Annotated in this window: 17 protein-coding genes; 12 read left to right on the top strand and 5 right to left on the bottom strand. The window is 69.2% G+C overall.

Annotated features, from left to right (window positions below; all coding sequences use genetic code 11):
- Positions 1–14: 14 nt before the first annotated feature.
- Complete coding sequence (locus tag O0J73_RS03965; RefSeq protein ID WP_008268384.1) at positions 15–1,319, bottom strand: MFS transporter; 1,305 nt, start codon at positions 1,317–1,319, stop codon at positions 15–17.
- Positions 1,316–2,116: an exodeoxyribonuclease III gene (locus tag O0J73_RS03960; protein WP_004153871.1), complete on the bottom strand. Its 801-nt coding sequence runs from the start codon at positions 2,114–2,116 to the stop codon at positions 1,316–1,318. Before O0J73_RS03960 ends, O0J73_RS03965 begins: the two co-directional genes overlap by 4 nt.
- 162 nt (positions 2,117–2,278) lie before the next feature.
- On the opposite strand from O0J73_RS03960, the gene pyrE reads away from it, so the two are divergent.
- The 8 genes from pyrE to O0J73_RS03920 all read left to right on the top strand — a co-directional run bounded on the left by pyrE (position 2,279) and on the right by O0J73_RS03920 (position 11,733).
- Entirely contained in the window at positions 2,279–2,938 is a 660-nt protein-coding gene (gene pyrE / locus O0J73_RS03955) for an orotate phosphoribosyltransferase (RefSeq protein WP_308308065.1), read from the top strand.
- Between the two features lie 19 nt (positions 2,939–2,957).
- The gene (locus O0J73_RS03950; RefSeq protein WP_308308064.1) at positions 2,958–3,623 is read left to right on the top strand and encodes a hypothetical protein; all 666 of its coding nucleotides are present in this window, start codon (positions 2,958–2,960) and stop codon (positions 3,621–3,623) included.
- Positions 3,624–3,798: 175 nt separating this feature from the next.
- Complete coding sequence (locus O0J73_RS03945) at positions 3,799–3,891, top strand: potassium-transporting ATPase subunit F (RefSeq protein WP_005407770.1); 93 nt, start codon at positions 3,799–3,801, stop codon at positions 3,889–3,891.
- An 11-nt stretch (positions 3,892–3,902) separates the two neighbouring features.
- Positions 3,903–5,612: a potassium-transporting ATPase subunit KdpA gene (gene kdpA, locus O0J73_RS03940; RefSeq protein WP_308308063.1), complete on the top strand. Its 1,710-nt coding sequence runs from the start codon at positions 3,903–3,905 to the stop codon at positions 5,610–5,612.
- Positions 5,613–5,622: 10 nt separating this feature from the next.
- Positions 5,623–7,680 carry a potassium-transporting ATPase subunit KdpB gene (gene kdpB / locus O0J73_RS03935; RefSeq protein WP_308308062.1) on the top strand — a complete coding sequence of 686 codons (2,058 nt, stop codon included), beginning with the start codon at positions 5,623–5,625 and terminating at the stop codon, positions 7,678–7,680.
- Positions 7,677–8,327 carry a potassium-transporting ATPase subunit KdpC gene (gene kdpC / locus O0J73_RS03930; protein ID WP_308308061.1) on the top strand — a complete coding sequence of 217 codons (651 nt, stop codon included), beginning with the start codon at positions 7,677–7,679 and terminating at the stop codon, positions 8,325–8,327. Before kdpB ends, kdpC begins: the two co-directional genes overlap by 4 nt.
- Positions 8,328–8,378: 51 nt before the next feature.
- Positions 8,379–11,039 (top strand): sensor histidine kinase KdpD, encoded by a 2,661-nt coding sequence (locus O0J73_RS03925; protein WP_308308060.1) that lies wholly within the window; start codon positions 8,379–8,381, stop codon positions 11,037–11,039.
- Positions 11,020–11,733, top strand: a complete 714-nt coding sequence (locus tag O0J73_RS03920) for a response regulator transcription factor (protein WP_004153862.1) — start codon at positions 11,020–11,022, stop codon at positions 11,731–11,733. Before O0J73_RS03925 ends, O0J73_RS03920 begins: the two co-directional genes overlap by 20 nt.
- Before the next feature lie 246 nt (positions 11,734–11,979).
- Here the strand turns inward: O0J73_RS03920 and O0J73_RS03915 are convergent, their stop codons facing one another.
- From O0J73_RS03915 to coaBC, 3 genes are read right to left on the bottom strand one after another with little or no spacing between them, the layout of a single operon-like run.
- Entirely contained in the window at positions 11,980–14,328 is a 2,349-nt protein-coding gene (locus tag O0J73_RS03915) for a phosphomannomutase/phosphoglucomutase (RefSeq protein WP_308308059.1), read from the bottom strand.
- Positions 14,329–14,340: 12 nt separating this feature from the next.
- The gene (gene dut, locus O0J73_RS03910) at positions 14,341–14,814 is read right to left on the bottom strand and encodes a dUTP diphosphatase (RefSeq protein ID WP_004153859.1); all 474 of its coding nucleotides are present in this window, start codon (positions 14,812–14,814) and stop codon (positions 14,341–14,343) included.
- The gene (coaBC, locus tag O0J73_RS03905) at positions 14,811–16,100 is read right to left on the bottom strand and encodes a bifunctional phosphopantothenoylcysteine decarboxylase/phosphopantothenate--cysteine ligase CoaBC (RefSeq protein ID WP_308308058.1); all 1,290 of its coding nucleotides are present in this window, start codon (positions 16,098–16,100) and stop codon (positions 14,811–14,813) included. Before coaBC ends, dut begins: the two co-directional genes overlap by 4 nt.
- A gap of 200 nt (positions 16,101–16,300) precedes the next feature.
- Between coaBC and O0J73_RS03900 the strand changes: the two genes are divergently transcribed.
- The 4 genes from O0J73_RS03900 to O0J73_RS03885 all read left to right on the top strand — a co-directional run bounded on the left by O0J73_RS03900 (position 16,301) and on the right by O0J73_RS03885 (position 20,432).
- The gene (locus tag O0J73_RS03900) at positions 16,301–16,927 is read left to right on the top strand and encodes a response regulator transcription factor (protein WP_308308057.1); all 627 of its coding nucleotides are present in this window, start codon (positions 16,301–16,303) and stop codon (positions 16,925–16,927) included.
- Between the two features lie 70 nt (positions 16,928–16,997).
- Positions 16,998–17,702, top strand: coding sequence for a DNA repair protein RadC (radC, locus tag O0J73_RS03895; RefSeq protein WP_049457357.1), 705 nt, complete (start codon positions 16,998–17,000; stop codon positions 17,700–17,702).
- 114 nt (positions 17,703–17,816) lie between these two features.
- Positions 17,817–19,505 carry an arginine--tRNA ligase gene (gene argS / locus O0J73_RS03890; protein ID WP_308308056.1) on the top strand — a complete coding sequence of 563 codons (1,689 nt, stop codon included), beginning with the start codon at positions 17,817–17,819 and terminating at the stop codon, positions 19,503–19,505.
- A 21-nt stretch (positions 19,506–19,526) separates the two neighbouring features.
- Positions 19,527–20,432 carry an SPOR domain-containing protein gene (locus O0J73_RS03885; RefSeq protein ID WP_308308055.1) on the top strand — a complete coding sequence of 302 codons (906 nt, stop codon included), beginning with the start codon at positions 19,527–19,529 and terminating at the stop codon, positions 20,430–20,432.
- Positions 20,433–20,436 lie beyond the last annotated feature (4 nt).

Raw genomic sequence — 20,436 nt, 5'->3', positions numbered from 1 at the left:
GGGCGTACAGGCAATCAGGCGACCGGCGGCGGCCCGCGATCCACGATCCGCGGCCACAACCAGGCCAGCAGCAGCAGGGTCGGCACCACGGTGACCGAGCTGAGGATGAAGAACGTGCTGTAGGACGTGGCTTCAACGATGTAGCCGGAGACGCCACCGACGAACTTGCCGGGCAGGTTGGCCAGCGAGACCAGCAGCGCGTACTGGGTGGCGGTGAAGTTGCGGTCGGTCAGCGACGACATGAAGGCCACCAGCACGGTGCCGGCAAAGCCCTGGAACAGGTTGTCGGCGCTGAGCGCGGCATAGAACGCCCACAGCTTGCCCGGGTTGTGCGCCATCAGCAGGAACGCGAGGTTGGACAGCGCCACGCCCAGCGCGGCCACCAGCAGCATGCGGCGGAAACCGAACGCGGCCACCGCGATGCCGCCCAGGAAGGCGCCGCCGATGCCCATCCACACGCCGAACAGCTTGGAGACGGTCGCGATGTCGGCCTTGTCGAACCCGGAGTCGAGGTAGAACGGGCCGGCCATCACGCCAATGACCTGGTCGGGGAACTTGAACAGCCCGACGAAGGCCAGCAGCACCAGCGCCAGCGCCACGCCGTTGCGGCTGAAGAAGCTGGTGATGGGCTGCACGAACGCCTCGGCGACATCGATGCGGCGCTGCACGGTCGTCGCCGGACGTTCCGGTTCGGCGCACAGCAGGGTGGTGACGATCGGCAGCAGCATCAGTGCCGCCATGGCCAGATAGGCCACGATCCAGCCTTCGAACTGGGCCAGGTACAGCGCGCCGGCACCGGCCAGGATCAGGCCGATGCGGTAACCCAGCGTGTAGGTGGCCGCCAGCGCGGCCTGCGCCGCCTGCGGTGCGATCTCGATGCGGTAGGCGTCGACGGCCGAGTCCTGGGTGGCACCGGCGAACGAGGCCACCAGCACCCAGGCCACCAACGGCCAGACGCCCTGCTCGGGACGCACGAAGGCCAGCGCGACCAGGCCGACCAGGACCAGCGCCTGCGACACCAGCAGCCACGAGCGACGGCGGCCGAGCCCACCGAGCAGCGGGAAGGCATAGCGATCCAGCAGCGGTGCCCACAGGAACTTCAGCAGGTAGAAGAAGCTGGCCAGGCTGATCAGACCGATGCTGCCCAGGTCCAGGCCGACGTCACGCAGGCGCGTGGACAGGGTCTGCGAGGCGATCAGCAGGAACGGCAGGCCGCTGCCGAAGCCGAGCATGGCCATGGTCAGCGCCGACGGGGTGCCGAAGGCGCGCTTGATGCCTGCCCAGCCCTTGTAGCTGACCGGCGTGGCAGCCTCGGTCACAGGTCGTAGTCCACGATGAACGGGGCGTGGTCGGAGAAGCGCTCGTCGCGATAGATCGAGCAGCTGCGCAGGCGGTCACGCAGGCCCGGGGTGATGAACTGGTAGTCGATGCGCCAACCGACATTGTTGGCGCGGGCGGCGCCGCGGTTGCTCCACCAGGTGTAGTCCTCGCCGGTGGGGTTGAGCAGGCGGTAGGCATCGGCCCAGCCGCGGCCGGCGCCGACATCGGTGGCCTGGCCGTGGTCGGCGCACAGGGCGTTGAGCCAGTCGCGCTCTTCCGGCAGGCAGCCGGAGTTCTTCTGGTTGGACTTCCAGTTCTTGATGTCCAGCGCCGAACGGACGATGTTCCAGTCGCCGCACAGCACGTAGTCGCGGCCGCTGCGCGCCCATTCCTCGAGGATCGGCCGCAGCCATTCCATCACTTCGAACTTGAAACCCTGGCGCAGATCGCCCGAGCTGCCGGACGGGATATAGAAGGAGACCACGCTGAGGTTGCCGTAGCGCGCCTCGATGTAGCGGCCTTCGTCGTCGAACGGGGCCCAGCCCAGCGAGGTGATGACCTGGTCCGGCTCGCGCTTGCTGTAGATCGCTACGCCGCTGTAGCCCTTCTTGGTGATGGCGTCGCGGTAGAAGCAGTGGTGGCCGTCCGGGCGGAACATCGGGTCGGTCAGCTGGTCTTCCTGGGCCTTGGTCTCCTGGATGCACAGGACGTCGGCGTCCTGGGCGCGGAACCAATCGAGGAAGCCCTTGGTTGCGGCGGAACGGATGCCATTGGCGTTGAAACTGATGATGCGCATGCGGGGGACCTGCGGCGGGAAACCGGGCAAGCATACCGGTTGCCCGCAGGGCTGCGCAGTCCGCCAGAGCGGGCCGCAACGCCCCTCACACAGGGCCGGACGAGCGCGAAACGCCCAGCTGGATTAGGATTTGTGCTCCAAATGAAGATGAATCGAGTTTTGATGAGCGACCACCGCCACCGTTTCCTGCAGCTGGCCCTGACCGCCGACGCCCTGCGTTTCGGCCAGTTCACCCTCAAGTCCGGCCGGCTGAGCCCCTATTTCTTCAACGCCGGTCGTTTCGACTCCGGCTCGCTGCTGTCGCAGCTCGGCGCCTGCTACGCCGATGCCATCGACGCCACCGGGATCAAGTACGACGTGGTGTTCGGCCCGGCCTACAAGGGCATTCCGCTGGCCACCGCGATGGCCTGCGAGCTGGCCCAGCGCGGCCGCGACCTGCCGCTGTCGTTCAACCGCAAGGAAGCCAAGGACCATGGTGAAGGCGGCCAGCTGATCGGCGCCGACATGAATGGCAAGCGCGTGCTGATCGTCGACGACGTGATCACCGCCGGTACCGCGATCCGCGAAGCGCTGGGCATCATCCGCGCCGCTGGTGGCACGCCGGCCGGCATCGTGGTGGCGCTGGACCGCCAGGAGATCGCCTCGGAATCCGACCGCCGCTCCGCCGCGCAGTCGGTGGCCGAAGAAGCCGGCATTCCGGTGATCGCCGTGGCGTCGCTGGCCGACCTGCTTGATTTCGCCTCCAGCAACCCGGAACTTGTGGGTTACCGGCAGCCGCTGGAAGCCTACCGGGCCCAGTACGGCGTCCGTTCGACCCGCTGACCGACCCAGGGGAAAGGTCATGTCCCGAGTTCCTGCTGTGCTCTTTGCCGGCCTGCTGCTGGCCGTGCCGTTCACCGTTCCGGCGCAGCCGCGGGGCGGTGGCAAGGTGGAGAAGAAGCTGTACTGCTGGAACGAGGGCAAGGAGCGGATCTGCAGCGATGCGCTGCCGGCCGACGCGGTCAACCATGCCCGCGACGAGTTCAACGCAAAAAGTGGCCTGCGCAATGCGCAGGTCCAGCGCGCGTTGACCGACGAGGAACGCGCCGCCGCCAGCACGGAAGCGGCGCAGCGGCAGCTGGACCTGATGGCCGCGCAGACTCGCCAGCGCACCGAGCAGGCGATGCTGACCACCTATGGCAGCGAGGACGACCTGCGCCGGGTGTTCGCCGAACGCCAGGAAGTGCTGGACAACAACCTCAAGACCGCCGAGTACAACGTCACCAGCCTGCGTGAATCGCTGGTGGCGCTGCTGGCGGCTGCCGGCGATCGCGAACTGGCCGGCGGCAAGGTGGCCGGCAAGCAGGCCGAAGCGATCCGCCAGCGGCATGTGCAGCTGCAGGCGCAGCAGCGGCTGCAGGCCGGGTTCGTGCAACAGCAGCAGGCCCTGAAGGCCGAGATCGACAGCAGCCTGCAGCGCTATCGCGAGCTGAAGGGGCTGGCGCCGGCGGCAGCGCCGGCCGGCTGACGACGCTCCCACTGCCGGGCGTGGCCCGGCGGCTATCCGGGGGCTGGTTACGGATTGGCCCACCGAATTTATGCACTCTTTACGCGCCGGCCCGGTCCGGCGCGTAGTGCGTTTATGGGGGGCAGGACGACGATGGCGGCCTGAGGTGGAGGGGTTCCACCAGGACGCTATTGCAATGTCCCCCTGGCTGTCGTTGTTGTGTGGCGTGCTGGTGCTGGTCGCCGCCGCCTATCTTCTCTATGTCGTGCTTCGGCCCGAGTCGTTCTGACGGAGCCGGCCATGACTGAGATGCTTGTCATTATTGCCGCCAGCCTGCTGCTGGCGTGGCCGCTGGGCCTGTACCTGGCGCGGGTGATGCGCGGTGCGCCGATGAAGGTCGACGTGCTGTTCCATTGGATCGAGAAGCCGCTGTACAAGGTGTTCGGCGTCGATCCGTCGCGTTCGATGTCCTGGCGCGGCTATGCGCTGGCCTTCGTACTGAGCAACGTGGTGGTCGCGGTGCTGACCCAGGCGGTGTTCATGACCCAGGCCTGGTTGCCGTTGAATCCGGACCAGATCCCGAACATGCGCTGGGACACCGCGCTGCACACGATGATCTCGTTCCTCACCAACACCAACCAGCAGCATTACTCGGGCCAGGCGCAGTTGTCCTATCTCTCGCAGATGACCGGCATCACCGGCCTGCAGGTGGTGACGCCGATGATGGGCCTGGCGCTGGCGGTGGCGACGCTGCGCGCGTTGTTCGCGCGTGCGCCACAGGCTGCGGCTGCGACTGGTGCCGGCGATGACCGCCAAGTGGCGGTGGGCAACTACTATGTGGACGTGGTGCGCCTGTGCGTGCGCTTCCTGCTGCCGCTGTGCCTGGTCTGGACCCTGCTGCTGACCAGCCAGGGCGTACCGTCGACCCTGGCCGGCGGCCCGCAGGCCACGCCGATCGATGCCAGCGCCGGCATGGCCGGGCAGAAACTGCCGCTGGGCCCGGTCGCGGCGATGGTCGCGGCCAAGCAGCTGGGCGCCAACGGTGGCGGCTGGTATGGACCGAACAGCAGCTTCCCACTGGAAAACCCGACCCCGCTGTCGAACGCGCTGGAGGTTGTCGGCATCCTGCTGATACCGATGGCGGTGATCTTCATGATCGGTGCCTTCACCGGCCGCCGCCGCTTCGGCGCCCTGGTGTTCAGCTGCATGCTGGGCATGTCGCTGCTGTCGACCGGCGCGATGATGTGGAGCGAAGGACATAGCGCCAGCGCCGCCACTCCGCTGCTGATGGAAGGCAAGGAGGTGCGCTTCGGCGCCGATGGCACCGCGCTGTGGGCGGCGGTGACCACCCAGGTCTCCAACGGCTCGGTGAACGGCATGCACGACTCGCTGGCACCGCTGAGTGGCGGCATCGCGATGGTCAACATGCTGGTCAGCGCGATCTGGGGCGGCATCGGCTGCGGCCTGCAGCAGTTCATCGTGTACCTGCTGCTGGGCGTGTTCCTGGCCGGGTTGATGACCGGGCGTACGCCGGAACTGTTCGGCCGCAAGCTGGAGACACCGCAGGTGCGCCTGCTGGCCCTGCTGGTGCTGCTGCAGCCGATCACCCTGCTGGTGTTCACCGCGATCACCCTGGCTGTGCCCGGCCTGGCCGGCACCTCCAACCCCGGCTTCCATGGCATCAGCCAGGTCTTCTACGAGTACGTGTCGGCCTATGCCAACAACGGTTCCGGCTTCGAAGGCCTGGGTGACGCCACGCTGTGGTGGAACCTGAGCTGCTCGCTGGTACTGCTGCTGGGCCGCTTCCCGCTGCTGATCATTCCGCTGGTGGTGGCCGCACAGCTGGCTGCCAAGCGCCAGGCGCCGGAATCTGCCGGCAGCCTGCAGATCGAAACCCCGACCTTCGCCCTGACCCTGGTCTCGGTGATCGTCATCCTGACCGTGCTGCAGTTCATGCCGGCGCTGGTACTCGGCCCGATCGCCGACCACCTGAGCCTGGGACTGCACTGAGGACACCCCCATGAGTAGTCATGCAAGTTCAACCCGTAGTACCCATGCACCGCGCCCTGCCCTGCTTGATGGCGCCGGCCTGCGCCGCGCGCTGATCGAAGCGGTGCGCAAGCTGTCGCCGATGCATCTGGTGCGCAGCCCGGTGATGGCGGTGGTCATGGCCGGCACGATCGTGGCCGCCATCGTCACCCTGACCGGCAATGCGCCGCTGGGCTTCGGCCTGGCGGTGACCGCGATCCTGCTGGTGACCGTGCTGTTCGGCAATTTCGCCGAGGCCGTGGCCGAGGCACGTGGCCGCGGCCAGGCCGCCTCGCTGCGCCGGGCCCGCCAGGACCTGGTGGCGCGCCGGCGGGCGGCGCCGCAGCCGGGCGCCGCAGAAGCCCAGGTGCCGGCCGCCGAGCTGCGCCCCGGCGACCATGTGATCGTCAGTGCCGGTGAACTGGTGCCGGCCGATGGCGAGATCGTGCAGGGCCTGGCCACCATCAACGAAGCGGCGGTGACCGGCGAATCGGCACCGGTGCTGCGCGAGGCCGGCACCGACCGCTCCGGCGTGATCGGCGGTACCAAGGTGCTGTCCGACCAGATCATCGTGCGGGTGACCGCCGAGCCGGGCCACAGCTTTCTGGACCGGATGATCGCGCTGGTGGAAGGCGCCAACCGGCAGAAGACCCCGAACGAGGTCGCACTGACCCTGCTGCTGGCGGCGATGACGCTGACCTTCCTGGTGGTGGTGGCGACGCTGCCGGCGATCGGTGCTGCAGTCGGCGTCAAGGTCGATCCGCTGTTGCTGATCGCGCTGCTGGTGTGCCTGATCCCGACCACCATCGGCGGCCTGCTGCCGGCCATTGGCATCGCCGGCATGAACCGTGCGCTGGCCGCCAACGTGCTGGCCAAGTCGGGCAAGGCGGTGGAAGTGGCCGGCGACGTCGACGTGCTGCTGCTGGACAAGACCGGCACCATCACCTACGGCGACCGCCAGGCCAGCCATTTCCATCCGTTGGCCGGCATCGACGCCAGCCAGCTGCGTGAAGCGGCACTGCTGTCCTCGCTGGCCGACCCGACCCCGGAAGGCAAGTCGATCGTGCGCCTGGCCCGTGAGCAGGGTTGCGCCACCGCCGAGCCGGACCATGCCGACTACTTGGCCTTCAGTGCGCAGACCCGCATGTCCGGCGTGGACCTGGAGCATGGCCGGCAGATCCGCAAGGGCGCACTGGATGCGATCCGCAACCATGTGCAGGCGCTGGGCGGCACGGTGCCGGCCGAGCTGGCCGGCCGCGTCGAGCAGGTGGCACGCAACGGCGCCACCCCGCTGGTGGTGGCCGAGGGCCGCCACGTACTGGGCGTGATCGAGCTGTCGGACGTGGTCAAGCACGGCATGCGCGAGAAGTTCGCGCAGCTGCGCGCGATGGGCATCCGCACGGTGATGATCACCGGCGACAATCCGCTGACTGCCGCGGCCATTGCTGCCGAGGCCGGCGTGGATGACTACATCGCCGAAGCACGCCCGGAAGACAAGCTGGCACGCATCCGCCAGGAGCAGGCCGGCGGCCGCCTGGTGGCGATGGTCGGCGATGGCACCAATGACGCGCCCGCACTGGCCCAGGCCGACATCGGGCTGGCGATGAACTCCGGCACGCAGGCAGCGAAGGAGGCCGGCAACATGGTCGACCTCGATTCGGACCCGGCCAAGCTGCTGGCGGTGGTGGAAGTGGGCAAGCAGCAGCTGATCACCCGCGGCGCGCTGACCACCTTCTCGCTGGCCAACGACGTCTCCAAGTACTTCGCGATCCTGCCGGCGCTGTTCGCCGCTGCGGTGCCGACCATGGCCGCCTTGAACGTGATGCAGCTGTCGAGCCCGCGCAACGCGGTGCTGGCGGCGCTGATCTTCAACGCGCTGGTGATTCCTGCGCTGATCCCGCTCGCCCTGCGCGGCGTGCGCTTCCGCCCGGCCACGGCCACCGCGCTGCTGCGCCGGAACATGCTGGTGTACGGCCTCGGCGGCGTGCTGCTGCCGTTCGCGGCGATCAAGCTGATCGACCTCCTTCTTGTCCTGGTATTCGGCGCATGAACCGTTCTGCTTCCACTTCGTCTTCCCTTTCCCGCGAACCCAAGGCCGAGGCCCGCGTGGCCGGCCTGCAGGATGGCGCCAGCGGGCGCCCGGCCATCGGCCTGGGCCTGGCCACGCTGTTGCTGGCCGGCGCGGTCTACGCCGGCATCGCCACCGGTTTCGCCGGCCTGGCCTACCCGACCCAGGCCGAAGGCAGCCTGCTGCGTGATGGCAACGGCCAGGTACGCGGCTCGGCGTGGCTGTCGCAGCCGTTCACCGGTGACGGCTACTTCCAGGCACGCCCGTCGGCCGCCAACTACGATCCGATGGCCGCAGCGGGCTCCAACATGGCACGCAGCAACCCGGCGCTGGCCGAGCGCGTAGCCGCCAGCACCGCGGCGGTGGCCGCACGCGAAGGCGTAGCGCCGGCACAGGTGCCGGCGGACCTGGTCACCCAGTCCGCAGGTGGCCTGGACCCGCAACTGTCGCCAGAGGCGGCACAACTGCAGGTGGCGCGCGTGGCACGTGCCCGTGGCCTGCCGGTGCAGCGCGTGCAGGCGCTGGTGCAGGCGCATACCGAAGGTCGCCAGTGGGGCCTGTTCGGCCAGCCACGGGTGAACGTGGTGACGCTGAACTTCGCACTGGACCACGCCGCCAAGGCGCCGTGATGCCGGCCCGCACCCGCTGCGCGCACAATGGCGGCCATGACAGCGGCACCCATGACTGATGCACGTACCCGCCAGGCCGATGCCCTGGTCGAAGGCCTGCAACGCGAAGCCGGCGGCAAGCTGACGGTGTTCCTCGGCGCGGCGCCGGGCGTGGGCAAGACCTACACCATGCTGACCCGCGCGCAGGAGCAGCTGCGTCGCGGCGTAGATCTGGTGGTGGGCCTGGTGGAAACCCATGGCCGCGCCGATACCCAGGCGTTGCTGGAAGGCCTGCCGCAGCTGCCGCTGAAGGAAGTGGCCTACCACGGCCACACCCTGCAGGAGATGGACCTGGATGCCGTGCTGGCCCGGCATCCGGCACTGGTGCTGGTGGACGAACTGGCCCATCGCAACGCGCCGGGCAGCCGCCACGAGCGGCGCTGGCAGGATGTGATGGAACTGCTGGACGCCGGCATCGACGTCTGGACCACGGTCAACATCCAGCACCTGGAAAGCCTCAACGATGTGGTGATGCGCATCACCGGCGTGCGTGTGAGCGAGACCGTGCCGGACGGCGTGCTCGACCGCCTGCATGACATCGTGCTGGTCGACCTGCCGCCGCGCGAACTGATCGCGCGCCTGCAGCAGGGCAAGGTCTATGTGTCCGAGCAGGCCACGCAGGCGCTGCAGGCGTTCTTCTCGCCGGCCAACCTGACCGCCCTGCGCGAACTGGCAATGCAGGAAGCCGCCGACCGCGTCGACAGCAGCCTGCGCGAGACCCGCGCCGCACGCGGTGAAGGCAACCTGCCACTGCGCCGCGGCGTGCTGGTGGCCATCGATGGCGGCGGCCAGAGCGAGTACCTGGTGCGGGTGGCACGGCGCATCGCCGAACGCCGCGATGCGCCATGGACGGTGGTGACCGTGCAGGGGCGTCGCCAGGATGATGCGACCCGCCGCGAGATCGATGCGGCCTTCGCACTGGCGCGGCGCCTGGGCGGTGATGCTGAACTGCTGCATGGATCGAGCATCGCCGATGCCCTGCTCGACCATGCCGCACACAATGGCGTGTCGACCCTGGTGCTGGGCCGCACCCGCGAGCGACCGCTGGCGCGGATGTTCAACCGCACCCTGACCCAGCAGTTGATCCAGCGCGGCGCGCACTACGAGATCACCATCATCAGCACGCCGCAGGCACGTGCACGCTCGCGCCGCGAGGGGCTGATGGCACCGGTGCGTGGCTTCAGCCACGAGCCGGTGCAAGCACTGATCGCCACGGCGCTGGCATGCGTGGTGGCCTGGCTGGCCGAGCGTTGGGTGGGCATGGCCGACCTGTCGATGGTGTTCATCGTCGCGGTGGTGCTGGTCGCCGCACGCACGCGTGCCAGCGTGGCGGTGATGGCGGCGATCCTGTGCTTCCTCGCCTACAACTTCCTGTTCATCGCGCCGCGCTTCACCTTTGCCATCGGTGCGCGCCAGGGTGTGATCACCGTGTTCCTGTTCCTGGCCGCTGCCCTGGTGGCCGGGCGCCTGGCTTCACGGCTGCGCATGCAGGTGATCGCGCTGCGCGCGGCCAACCGCCATGCGCGCGCGCGCCAGCAGCTGGGCCGGCAGCTGGCCAGCGCCGCCGGCAACGGCGAGGTGGCACAGGCCGGCCGGCATGCGCTGGAACAGGCCATGGATGTGCCGGCGTGGCTGCGGATCGGCACCGATACCGCGGCCGGGGGCCGCAGCCAGCCCGGCGACACCGATCTGGCCGCCGCCGACTGGGCGCTGCGCCACGGCCAGCCCAGTGGACGCTTCACCGACACCCTCGCAGGGGCGCAATGGTGGTTCCTGCCGCTGCTGGATGGCGAAGACCATGCGATCGGCGTGGCCGGCCTGTACCTGCCCGGCGCGCAGGCACGCCTGCTGCCCGAGCAGCGGCAGCTGGCCGAAGCGATGGTCGACGACATCGCCCAGGCCGCGCTGCGCACGCGACTGGTGGCGGAACTGGAGCAGGCCCATGTGAGCAACGAGACCGAGCGGCTGCGCTCGGCGCTGCTCTCATCGGTATCGCATGACCTGCGTTCGCCACTGGCGGCGATGATCGGTTCGGCCGACAGCCTGGCCAGCTATGGCGCGGCGATGGACACGACCGATCGCCGTGCCCTGCTCGATACCATCCTGGTCGAAGGCGAACGCCTGGACCGCTACATCCAGAACCTGCTGGACATGACCCGGCTTGGCCACGAAGGGCTGAAGATCAACCGCGACTGGATCGGCGTGGACGAACTGATCGGCTCCGCCGCGCGACGCCTGCAGCGCTACCAGCCCAAGGTGCGGCTGGAGCTGGACATTCCGTCCACGCTGGCGCCGATCTGGGTGCACCCGGCGCTGGTGGAACAGGCCGTGTTCAACGTGATGGAGAACGCCGCCAAGTTCTCGCCGCCGGATGCCGCCGTGCAGGTGCAGGCGCGCGAGCTGGATGGCCAGCTGCGCATCGACGTGATCGACGCCGGCCCCGGCATTCCCGACGACGAGCGCGCGCGCATCTTCGACATGTTCTACAGCGTCGAGCGCGGCGACCGTGGCCGCCACGGCACCGGCCTGGGCCTGACCATCTGCCAGGGCATGATCGGCGCGCATGGCGGCAGCGTGCAGGCGCTGCCCGGACGCGACGGTCGCGGTACCCTGATCCGCATCACCCTGCCCCTGCTCAAGCCAGCCTCCCACGATGAGCCCGACCCCGATTGATGCCAGCGTGCCGGCCGCGCGCGTGCTGGTGATCGACGATGAAACCCAGATCCGCCGGTTCCTGGACATCAGCCTGCGCGCGCAGGGCTACCAGGTGCGGCAGGCGGCCACCGGCCAGGAAGGCCTGCAGCTGGCCGCCAGCGAGGACATGGACCTGGTGATCCTGGATATCGGCCTGCCGGACATGGAAGGCCACGAGGTGCTTGAACAGCTGCGGCAGTGGAGCCAGGTGCCAGTGATCATGCTGACCGTGCGTGCGGGCGAGGCCGAGAAGGTGCGGGCGCTGGATACCGGCGCCAATGACTATGTCACCAAGCCGTTCGGCACGCAGGAACTGATGGCACGGGTACGGGCGCTGCTGCGCACCCGCAGCGTACCCAGTGATGGCACGCCACCGGTGTTCGACGACGGCCACCTGCACGTGGACCTGGTGCGCCGCGAAGTGGCGCTGGATGGCGAGCCGGTGGCGCTGACCCGCAAGGAGTACGCGCTGCTGTCACTGCTGCTGCGCAATGCGGGGCGGGTGGTGACCCAGCCGCAGATCCTGCAGGAGATCTGGGGCCCCACCCATCAGCACGACACCCACTACCTGCGCATCCTGGTCGGCAAGCTGCGGCACAAGCTGGGCGACTCGGCACTGGATTCGCGCTACCTGTTCACCGAACCGGGCGTGGGCTTGCGGTTCAAGGGGTGAAAGCGTGTCGACCAAGGTCGACACCTACCAACAGCTCCAGGCAATTGTCAGGGGTGGGGCGGTGTCGGAGTGCGGGGTGTCAGCCGCATGGATGCGGCTGCCAAGCCTACAGGGACGTACTTGCAGCGTCCCCGCACTCCGACACCGCCCCACCATCCCACGGAATGCCAGCTTCTGCCGTTGTCGCTGAGGTTGCCGGCCAGCGGCCGGCACTACCGCGGGTGCCGGGCGCAGCCCGGCCTCGGCTCAGAACCCCAGCGGGGTGTCGCCCAGCACCGGTTGCAGCTGACTGCGGAACAACGCCTGGATGCGTTCCAGTGCGGCCTCGTCGTTGCCCTCGAAACGCAGCACCAGCACCGGCGTGGTGTTGGAGGCACGCACCAGGCCCCAGCCGTCGGGGAAGTCCACGCGCAGGCCGTCGATGGTCGACAGTCGGCCGCCCACATAGGGGTTGTCCGGCGATTGCGCCGCTGCCACCAGCATCGCCACCAGCGCGTGCGGCGTGCCCTCGGCCACCTGCACCTTCAGTTCCGGCGTGGCCACCATCTCCGGCAGCTCGCCCAGCACCTCGTCCGGCGTTTCCTCGCGCTGCGCCAGGATCTCCAGCAGGCGCGCGGCGGCGTACAGACCATCGTCGAACCCGAACCAACGCTCCTTGAAGAAGAAGTGGCCGCTCATCTCGCCGGCCAGTTCGGCATCGGTCTCGCGCATCTTCGCCTTCATCAGCGAATGACCGGTCTTCCACATCAGCGGGCTGCCGCCGTTGCGCAGCACATGGTCGGACAGCTTGCCGGTGCACTTCACATCGTAGATCACCATCGCGCCCGGGTTGCGCATCAGCACATCGGCGGCGAACAGCATCAGCAGGCGATCGGCGTAGATGATCCTGCCTTCGCCGGTGACCACGCCCAGCCGATCGCCGTCGCCATCGAATGCAACGCCGAGATCGGCGCCGAAGCGCTTGACCGTCTGCACCAGGTCTTCCAGGTTGGCCGGTTCGCTGGGGTCGGGATGATGGTTGGGGAAGCTGCCATCGACATCGCAGTACAGCGGAATCACTTCGGCACCGATCGCTTCCAGCAGCTGCGGTGCGAGCGCGCCGGCAACGCCGTTTCCGGCGTCGGCCACCACCTTCAACGGGCGATCCAGCTGCACGTCATCGGCAATGCGCTGGATGTAGTCGGCGCTGACATCGCGCTGCTGGTAGTCGCCCGGTTCAGAGGCCTGCACCAGCCGGCCTTCAATGATGCGCTGGTAGAGATCGGTGATGGCATCACCGGACAGCGTCTCGCCGCCGATGACCACCTTGAACCCGTTGTACTCGGGCGGGTTGTGGCTGCCGGTGACCGCCACGCAGGTGCCGGTACGCAGATGGAAGGCGGCGTAGTACACGAGCGGGGTCGGTGCCAGGCCGATGTCGATCACCGCGCAGCCGGCACGGCGCAGGCCTTCGGCCAGGCCGGCGGCCAGCTCCGGCCCGGACAGGCGGCCGTCGCGACCGATCACCACCTCGCGCAGGCCCTGCTCCAGCGCCGCGGTGCCGATGGCCTGGCCGATCAGCGCCGCGGTCTTCGGCGTCAGCTGGCTGCCGACCACGCCACGGATGTCGTAGGCACGGAAGATGCCGGCCGCCAGTTCCTCGGCCGGTACCGGCGGCGGCGGCGGGGGCGCGCCTTCCTCGCTGGCGGCGGCGGGGGCCGCCGGCGGCGGTGCCATCTGCAGGCTCTCGCTCAGCGTCGGACCATGATCGGCTTCGGCCGCCACGGCGCGACGCGGCAGCGGCAGACTCTTCGGCAGGCGGCCACGGCCGACCACCAGCAGCACCGCGATGAAGGCCAGCAGCAGCGCAACAATGGCACTGGCCAGAGCCCCCAGTCCCAGCGGACCCGGTTCGACATTGGGCACCGCAGCCACCAGCCGCAGCGGGGTGCCGGCCACCGGCCGCGCCAGCGCCTCGGCGCTCTCAGCCAGATGCGCGTTGCCCTGGGTCACCAGATCGTGCGAGCCCTGGCGCAGGCCGAGGAAGCCGGTGGACGGCGCACTCACCTGGTCAAGCGGCGAGGTCAGGCGCAGCAACGGTTGGCGCACATAGAGCACGGCCGGGCCCAGGTTGCCCAGCTCGACCGGTGCTGCCAGGCCAAGGCGGTTGCCACCGCCGTCGCGGACCACGCGCAGGCGCGGCTTGCCGTCGGCCAGTGCGGATTCCAGCAGTGCCAGCCGGGCATAGCCGAAGGTGGCCGGGTCGGCGTAGGCATTGGCCAGATCCGCAGCCAGCACGTCCACCTGCTCCACGCCGGTCCAGCTCTCGCGCACGGCCAGTGCTGCCGCGGCGGCATCGCCGGCCTGCAGGGCCTGCTGCAAGCGTTCATTCTTCAACTGCTGCTGCAGCTGCTTCAGCTGGCCAGCGGCGGCCTCCTGCAGCCCCTGCACGGCCTGGTCACGCGCGTGTTCCAGCGCCTGGCCGTTGGCCTCCTGCCGCCATTGCTGCACCGCGCTCCATCCGAACCAGCCGGCCAGCAGGACCAGCAGCACCCCCAGTAGTGGCGCGCTGCGTCCCAACGACCGTCCCCGCTGTCCTTCCCCGATGCCGCTCATCGATGTCCCCTGTCAACGCACCCCGGTATGGCCGAATCCACCCGTTCCCCGCACGCTGTCGGTGAAAGTATCCACCACCTGCAGGCTGACGCGGGCAATCGGCACCACCACCAGCTGAGCGATGCGATCGCCCGGCTCGATGGTGAAGGCCTCGCGGCCACGGTTCCAGACGCTGATCAGCAGCGGCCCCTGGTAGTCGGCGTCGATCAGGCCGGTACCGTTGCCGAGCACGATGCCGTGGCGGTGGCCCAGCCCCGAACGCGGCAGGATCACCGCGCACAGGTTCGGATCGGCGATGTGGATGGCCAGGCCGCTGGGGACCAGCGCGGTATCACCGGGCTGCAGGGCCAGCGCGGTATCCAGCGCGGCGCGCAGGTCCATGCCGGCGCTGGCTTCGGTGGCATAGGCCGGCAGCGGCCAGCTGTCGCCGAAGCGCGGATCGAGCAGCTTGACCTGCAGCGGTTGGGAAGTGAAAGCCTGGGTCATGCCTGGAGTCTCCGCGCGATCAGCGCCAGCAGTTGTTCGGCCAGCTCGCGCTTGGAGGTGGCCGGGAATACCTGTTCACCGTCCTGCCAGAAGGCAGTGGCGGCATTGTTGTCGCTCTCGAAGCCGCCGCCGCTGATGCCGACCTGGTTGGCGATCACCAGGTCCAGGCGCTTGTCGACCAGCTTGCCGCGCGCGTATTTCTCCACATCGTGGGTCTCGGCGGCGAAGCCGACCACCAGCTTCAGCGCCTGCGTCTGCGCGGCGACCTCGGCCAGGATGTCCGGCGTGCGCACCAGCTCGATCACCAGCGACTGGCTGTCGGCGGTCTTCTTCAGCTTCTGCGCGGCCACCTGGCGCGGCGTGTAATCGGACACCGCGGCGGCACCGATATAGATGTCGGCCGGCAGAGACTTCAGCACGGCATCGCGCATCTGCGCGGCCGAGCGCACATCGACACGCTGCACGCCGGGCGGCGTCGGCAGCTGCACCGGGCCGCTGACCAGCACCACCTGCGCCCCCATCGTCGCGGCTGCGGCGGCCAGGGCGAAGCCCATCTTGCCACTGCTGCGGTTGCCCACGTAGCGCACCGGATCGATGTCCTCGTAGGTGGGGCCGGCACTGATCAGCAGGCGCAGGCCCTGCAGCGCGCGGGTTTGCGGCGCCACCACGGGAGCCGCTGCGCCGCCGTTGGCGGCCAGCGCGGCGACGATGTCGCCCGGCTCGGCCAGCCGGCCGGGGCCGGATTCGCCTTCGGCCAGCGGACCGTCGACCGGGCCGATCACCTGCGCGCCACGCTGGCGCAGCAGGGCGATGTTGGCCTGGGTCGCCGGGTGCAGCCACATGCGGTGGTTCATGGCCGGGCAGATCGTCAGCGGCGCGGTGCTGGCCAGGCACAGGGTGCTGACCAGGTCATCGGCGTGGCCCTGGGCCAGCCGTGCCAGCAGATCGGCGGTACCCGGCGCGACCACGATGCGGTCGGCCCAGCGGGCCAGCTCGATGTGGCCCATGGCCTGTTCGGCGGCGCTGTCCCACAACGTGGTGCGGGTCGGCAGCCCGGACAGCGCCTGGAAGCTGAGCGGAGTGACGAACTGCTGGGCACCGGCGGTCATCGCCACCTGCACCTGGGCCCCCGCGTCGCGCAGGCGGCGCACCAGTTCCAGGGCCTTGTAGGCTGCGATCCCGCCTCCCACGCACAACAGCAGTTTCTGACCTTCCAGCGCACGGGCCGGCGCGGAGGAAGCGTTGGGGGAGTCAGCCACCTGGAATTCCTGTGCAAACGAGGGCATTAGCTTACCCGATGGCCGGTAATGTCCCGATGCAGGGCGCACATAGCCGACAGCTATCAGCAGATGGAGTCCTCCTGCTTCGGCCCGGGATTTACCGGCAACGCTTTCGGACCTTTCCTATACCTCTGTGGCCCTGCCCTTTTGCAGAATCAGGCGTTGGCCGCTGCGTGCAGGGGTCTGTTCGATCTCCGAGGAGCCGCGTGCATCCGCGCATCATCATCGCCGACGATCATCCCGTGGTCCTGCACGGCATCCGCATCGTGCTGCAGGCCCACCTGATGGAGATCGTCGGCAGTGCCTGCGACGGCGCCGGGCTGCTGCAGCTGCTGGCCCGCCACGACTGCGACGTGGTGCTGACCGACCTGTCGATGCCGGGGGCCGGCCCGGACGGCGCGGACCTGATCGATGCCCTGCACGCACGCCACCCCGGCCTGCCGGTGGTGGTGCTGACCGGCGTGCGCCACCCCGGGCTGCTCGATGGCCTGCTGCGTGAAGGCATCAGCGGCCTGGTGGACAAATGCGCCGATTTCGCCGAACTGCCGCAGGCGCTGAACGCGGCACTGGCCGGGCAGGTGTTCGTCTCCCAGCAGCTGCGCCACCACCTGCAGGCCCGCGACCTGCTGTTTCCTCGCGAACCGGCCCCCCTCTCGGCACGCGAGCAGGAAGTGCTGGACCTCCTCGCGGCCGGGCTCAACGTGAATGCCGTCGCCGAGCGCTGCGGGCGCAGCCCGAAGACGATCAGCCGTCAGAAGGCCGAAGCCAAGCGCAAGCTGGGCCTGCAGAACAATCAGGAGCTGTTCGACTACCTGAAGACCCGGCGCGAGTGAGGCATGCGCCGACCCGGGGCCGCGGCGTGTCCTGATGGGAGCCGCCGCCAGGGCCCGCGATGATGCCCGCATGCCCATCCACGACTGGCCCGAACAGGAACGTCCCCGCGAGAAGCTGATCGCCCGCGGGCCTGCGGCACTTTCCGATGCCGAACTGCTGGCACTGTTCCTCGGCTCCGGATTCGGTGGCCGCGATGCCGTGCAGACCGCGCGCGACCTGCTGCAGGCGCATGGCCCATTGCGGACGCTGCTCGACCGCCCCGCCGGCGAGATGGCCCGCCTGCCCGGGCTCGGCCCGGCGCGCAGCTGTACGCTGGCGGCCGGGCTGGAACTGGCCCACCGCTACCTTGCCGCCGAGCTGGAGCACGGCGAGGCGGTCGGCAACAACCCCGCCGCGGTCGGCCGCTACCTGCAGCACCGCCTGCGCGGCCAGGCACGCGAGATCTTCATGGCCCTGTTCCTGGACAACCGCCACCGGCTGATCGCCTGCGAGGAACTGTTCCACGGCACCATCAACGCCGCCCCGGTCTACCCGCGTGAAGTGGTGCGGCGCGCCCTGCTGCACAACGCGGCGGCGGTGATCCTGAGCCACAACCATCCCTCGGGCGATCCGGAACCCTCCGGTGCCGACACCCGTATCACCGATGAGCTGCAGCAGGCCCTGGCGCTGGTGGACGTACGCCTGCTGGACCACTTCGTGGTGGGCGAGGGCCGCCCCGTTTCGTTTGCTGAACGAGGCCTGCTGTCCCCGCCCCAGCCCCGCCTGTTCGGCTGAGCGCACGCCCGCCCGGGGCCACCGGCCGTCCCCGCAGGCATGTCCCGGTCAGCGTGGTCACTGGTATCTGCGCTAAAATGGGCGATTCCGCCGCTCATTCTCACAGCAGGCCTCGTGAAAAATCTCCTCCGCGCCCTGATCAGCCAAGGCATCGAAGCCTTGCGCGCCAATGGCACCCTGCCCGCCGACTCCCTGCCGCCGGACTTCGTGGTCGAGCGCCCGAAGACCCGCGACCACGGCGACTTCGCCACCAATGCCGCCATGCTGCTGGCCAAGGCCGCGCGCAGCAATCCGCGCGCACTGGCGCAGGCGCTGGTCGAGGCGCTGCCGCGCAGCGAGGACGTGAGCAAGGTCGAGATCGCCGGGCCCGGCTTCATCAACTTCCACCTGGCCCCGGCCGCGTACCAGCGCGAAGCCGCGTCGGTGATCAAGGAAGGCCATGACTACGGCCGCAACCTGTCCGGCAATGGCCGCACGGTGGGCGTGGAGTACGTGTCGGCCAACCCGACCGGCCCGCTGCACGTCGGCCACGGCCGCGCCGCGGCAATCGGCGACTGCGTGGCGCGCGTGCTCGATGCCAATGGCTGGAACGCCAAGCGCGAGTTCTACTACAACGATGCCGGCGTGCAGATCGAGAACCTGGCGCTGTCCACCCAGGCCCGGATCAAGGGCATCGCGCCGGACCAGGACGGCTGGCCGGAAGGTGGCTATCGCGGTGAATACATCGCCGACGTGGCCCGCGCCTACATGGCCGGCGCCAGCGTCGATCTGGAAGGCAGCACCGTGGTCGGTGCCAAGGACCCGGATGACATGCAGGCGATCCGCCGCTTCGCCGTGGCCTACCTGCGCAACGAGCAGAACCTGGACCTGGCCGCGTTCGGCGTCGACTTCGACATCTACTTCCTGGAAAGCTCGCTGTATGCCGACGGCAAGGTAGCCGAAGCGGTGGCCAAGCTGCAGGCCTCCGGCCACACCTATGAGGAAGGCGGCGCGCTGTGGCTGCGCAGCACCGACTTCGGTGACGACAAGGACCGCGTGATGCGCAAGTCCGACGGCACCTTCACCTACTTCGTGCCGGACGTGGCCTACCACCTGTCCAAGTGGCAGCGCGGCTACGAGCGCGCGATCACCGAACTGGGCGCCGACCACCACGGCTCGCTGGCGCGCGTGCGCGCCGGCCTGCAGGCGATGGAAGTGGGCATCCCGCAGGGCTGGCCGGAGTACGTGCTGCACCAGATGGTCACCGTGATGCGCGGCGGCGAGGAAGTGAAGCTGTCCAAGCGTGCCGGCAGCTACTTCACCCTGCGCGACCTGATCGAAGAAGCCGGCCGCGACGCGACCCGCTGGTTCCTGATCGCGCGCAAGCCCGATTCGCAGCTGACCTTCGACATCGACCTGGCCCGCCAGCAGAGCAACGACAACCCGGTGTTCTACGTGCAGTACGCGCATGCCCGCGTCTGCAGCCTGCTGCGCCAGGCGCAGGAAAAGGGCCTGGTGTACGAGCAGGCCAACGGCCTGGGCAATCTCGGCCGCCTGGCCGACGACGCCTCGCTGCTGCTGATGAACGAGATCTCGCGGTATCCGGAAGTGGTCGAAGCGGCCGGCGTGGCGCTGGAACCGCATCTGGTGGCGCAGTACCTGCGTGAATTGGCGCACGCGTTCCACACGTGGTATCACGGGACGCCGGTACTGGTGGATGACGCCGCTGATCGCAATGCCAAGCTGACCCTGGCCTGCGCGGCACGCCAGGTGCTGGCCAACGGCCTCGACCTCCTGGGCGTCAGCGCCCCGGAAAAAATGTAAGCATCAGGAGACGCAGTACTCATGGCAGCACGACGCGGCAAAAGCCAGGCACGACGCAACAGCGGCAGCCAGGGCACACCCGGATGGGTGTGGCTGGTTGCCGGTGTGGCCATTGCTGCGGTGGTGTTCCTGGCGGCGCCGAACCTGTTCAAGGGCGAAGGCGATGGTTTCCTTCGCGCCGGCCCACAGCCGAACCCGAACGCGCAACCGGCCCCGGTCGCCGATGCCGACAGCGATGTCGGCACCCAGCCCGCCGCGCAGCCCGCCACGCCGAAGCCGGCCGAAGCGGAAAAGCCCGCCGCCACCCAGTACGACTTCTACACCCTGCTGCCGGGCAAGGAAGTTGAAATGTCCGACGCCGAACTGGCCGCCAGCGCGCGCGCCGAGGACCAGCGCCGGGCCAAGGCCGAGGCGCAGCGCGCGCAGGCCGCACTGGAAGGCAAGCCGGTACCGCCGGCTGCGGCCACCGCACCTGCACCGGCAGCGACCGCCAGCGTCGCCAGCACCGCGCAGGTGACCGCCACCAACCGTTCGCTGCCAGCTCCGCTGAGCGAGCGTCCGGCTGCGGCAACGCCGCCGGCCAGCACGCCGCCGGCATCGACCAGCATCGCCGCTGCCACGCCGGCCGCGCGTGCGGAAACCGCACCGGCAGCAACCAGCACTCCGGCCGCTGCCGCACCGGCCGCCGTGGACAATGCCCGCTACATCCTGCAGGCCGGCGCGTTCGGTGCTTCCGGCGATGCCGAAGCCACCAAGGCCAAGCTGGCGATGATGGGCCTGGCCGCACGCGTGGAGTCGGCGCAGATCAACGGCAAGACCGTGTACCGCGTGCGCATGGGGCCGTATGGCAGCGCCGGCGAGCTGTCCGAGGCCAAGCAGAAGCTGGATGGCACCGGTCTGCAGGCGATGGCGATCAAGGCACAGTGACCCT

The organism is Stenotrophomonas sp. Sm6012, from assembly GCF_030985895.1.
GTDB lineage: Bacteria > Pseudomonadota > Gammaproteobacteria > Xanthomonadales > Xanthomonadaceae > Stenotrophomonas > Stenotrophomonas forensis.
This window is presented reverse-complemented; position numbering and strand designations above follow the sequence as displayed.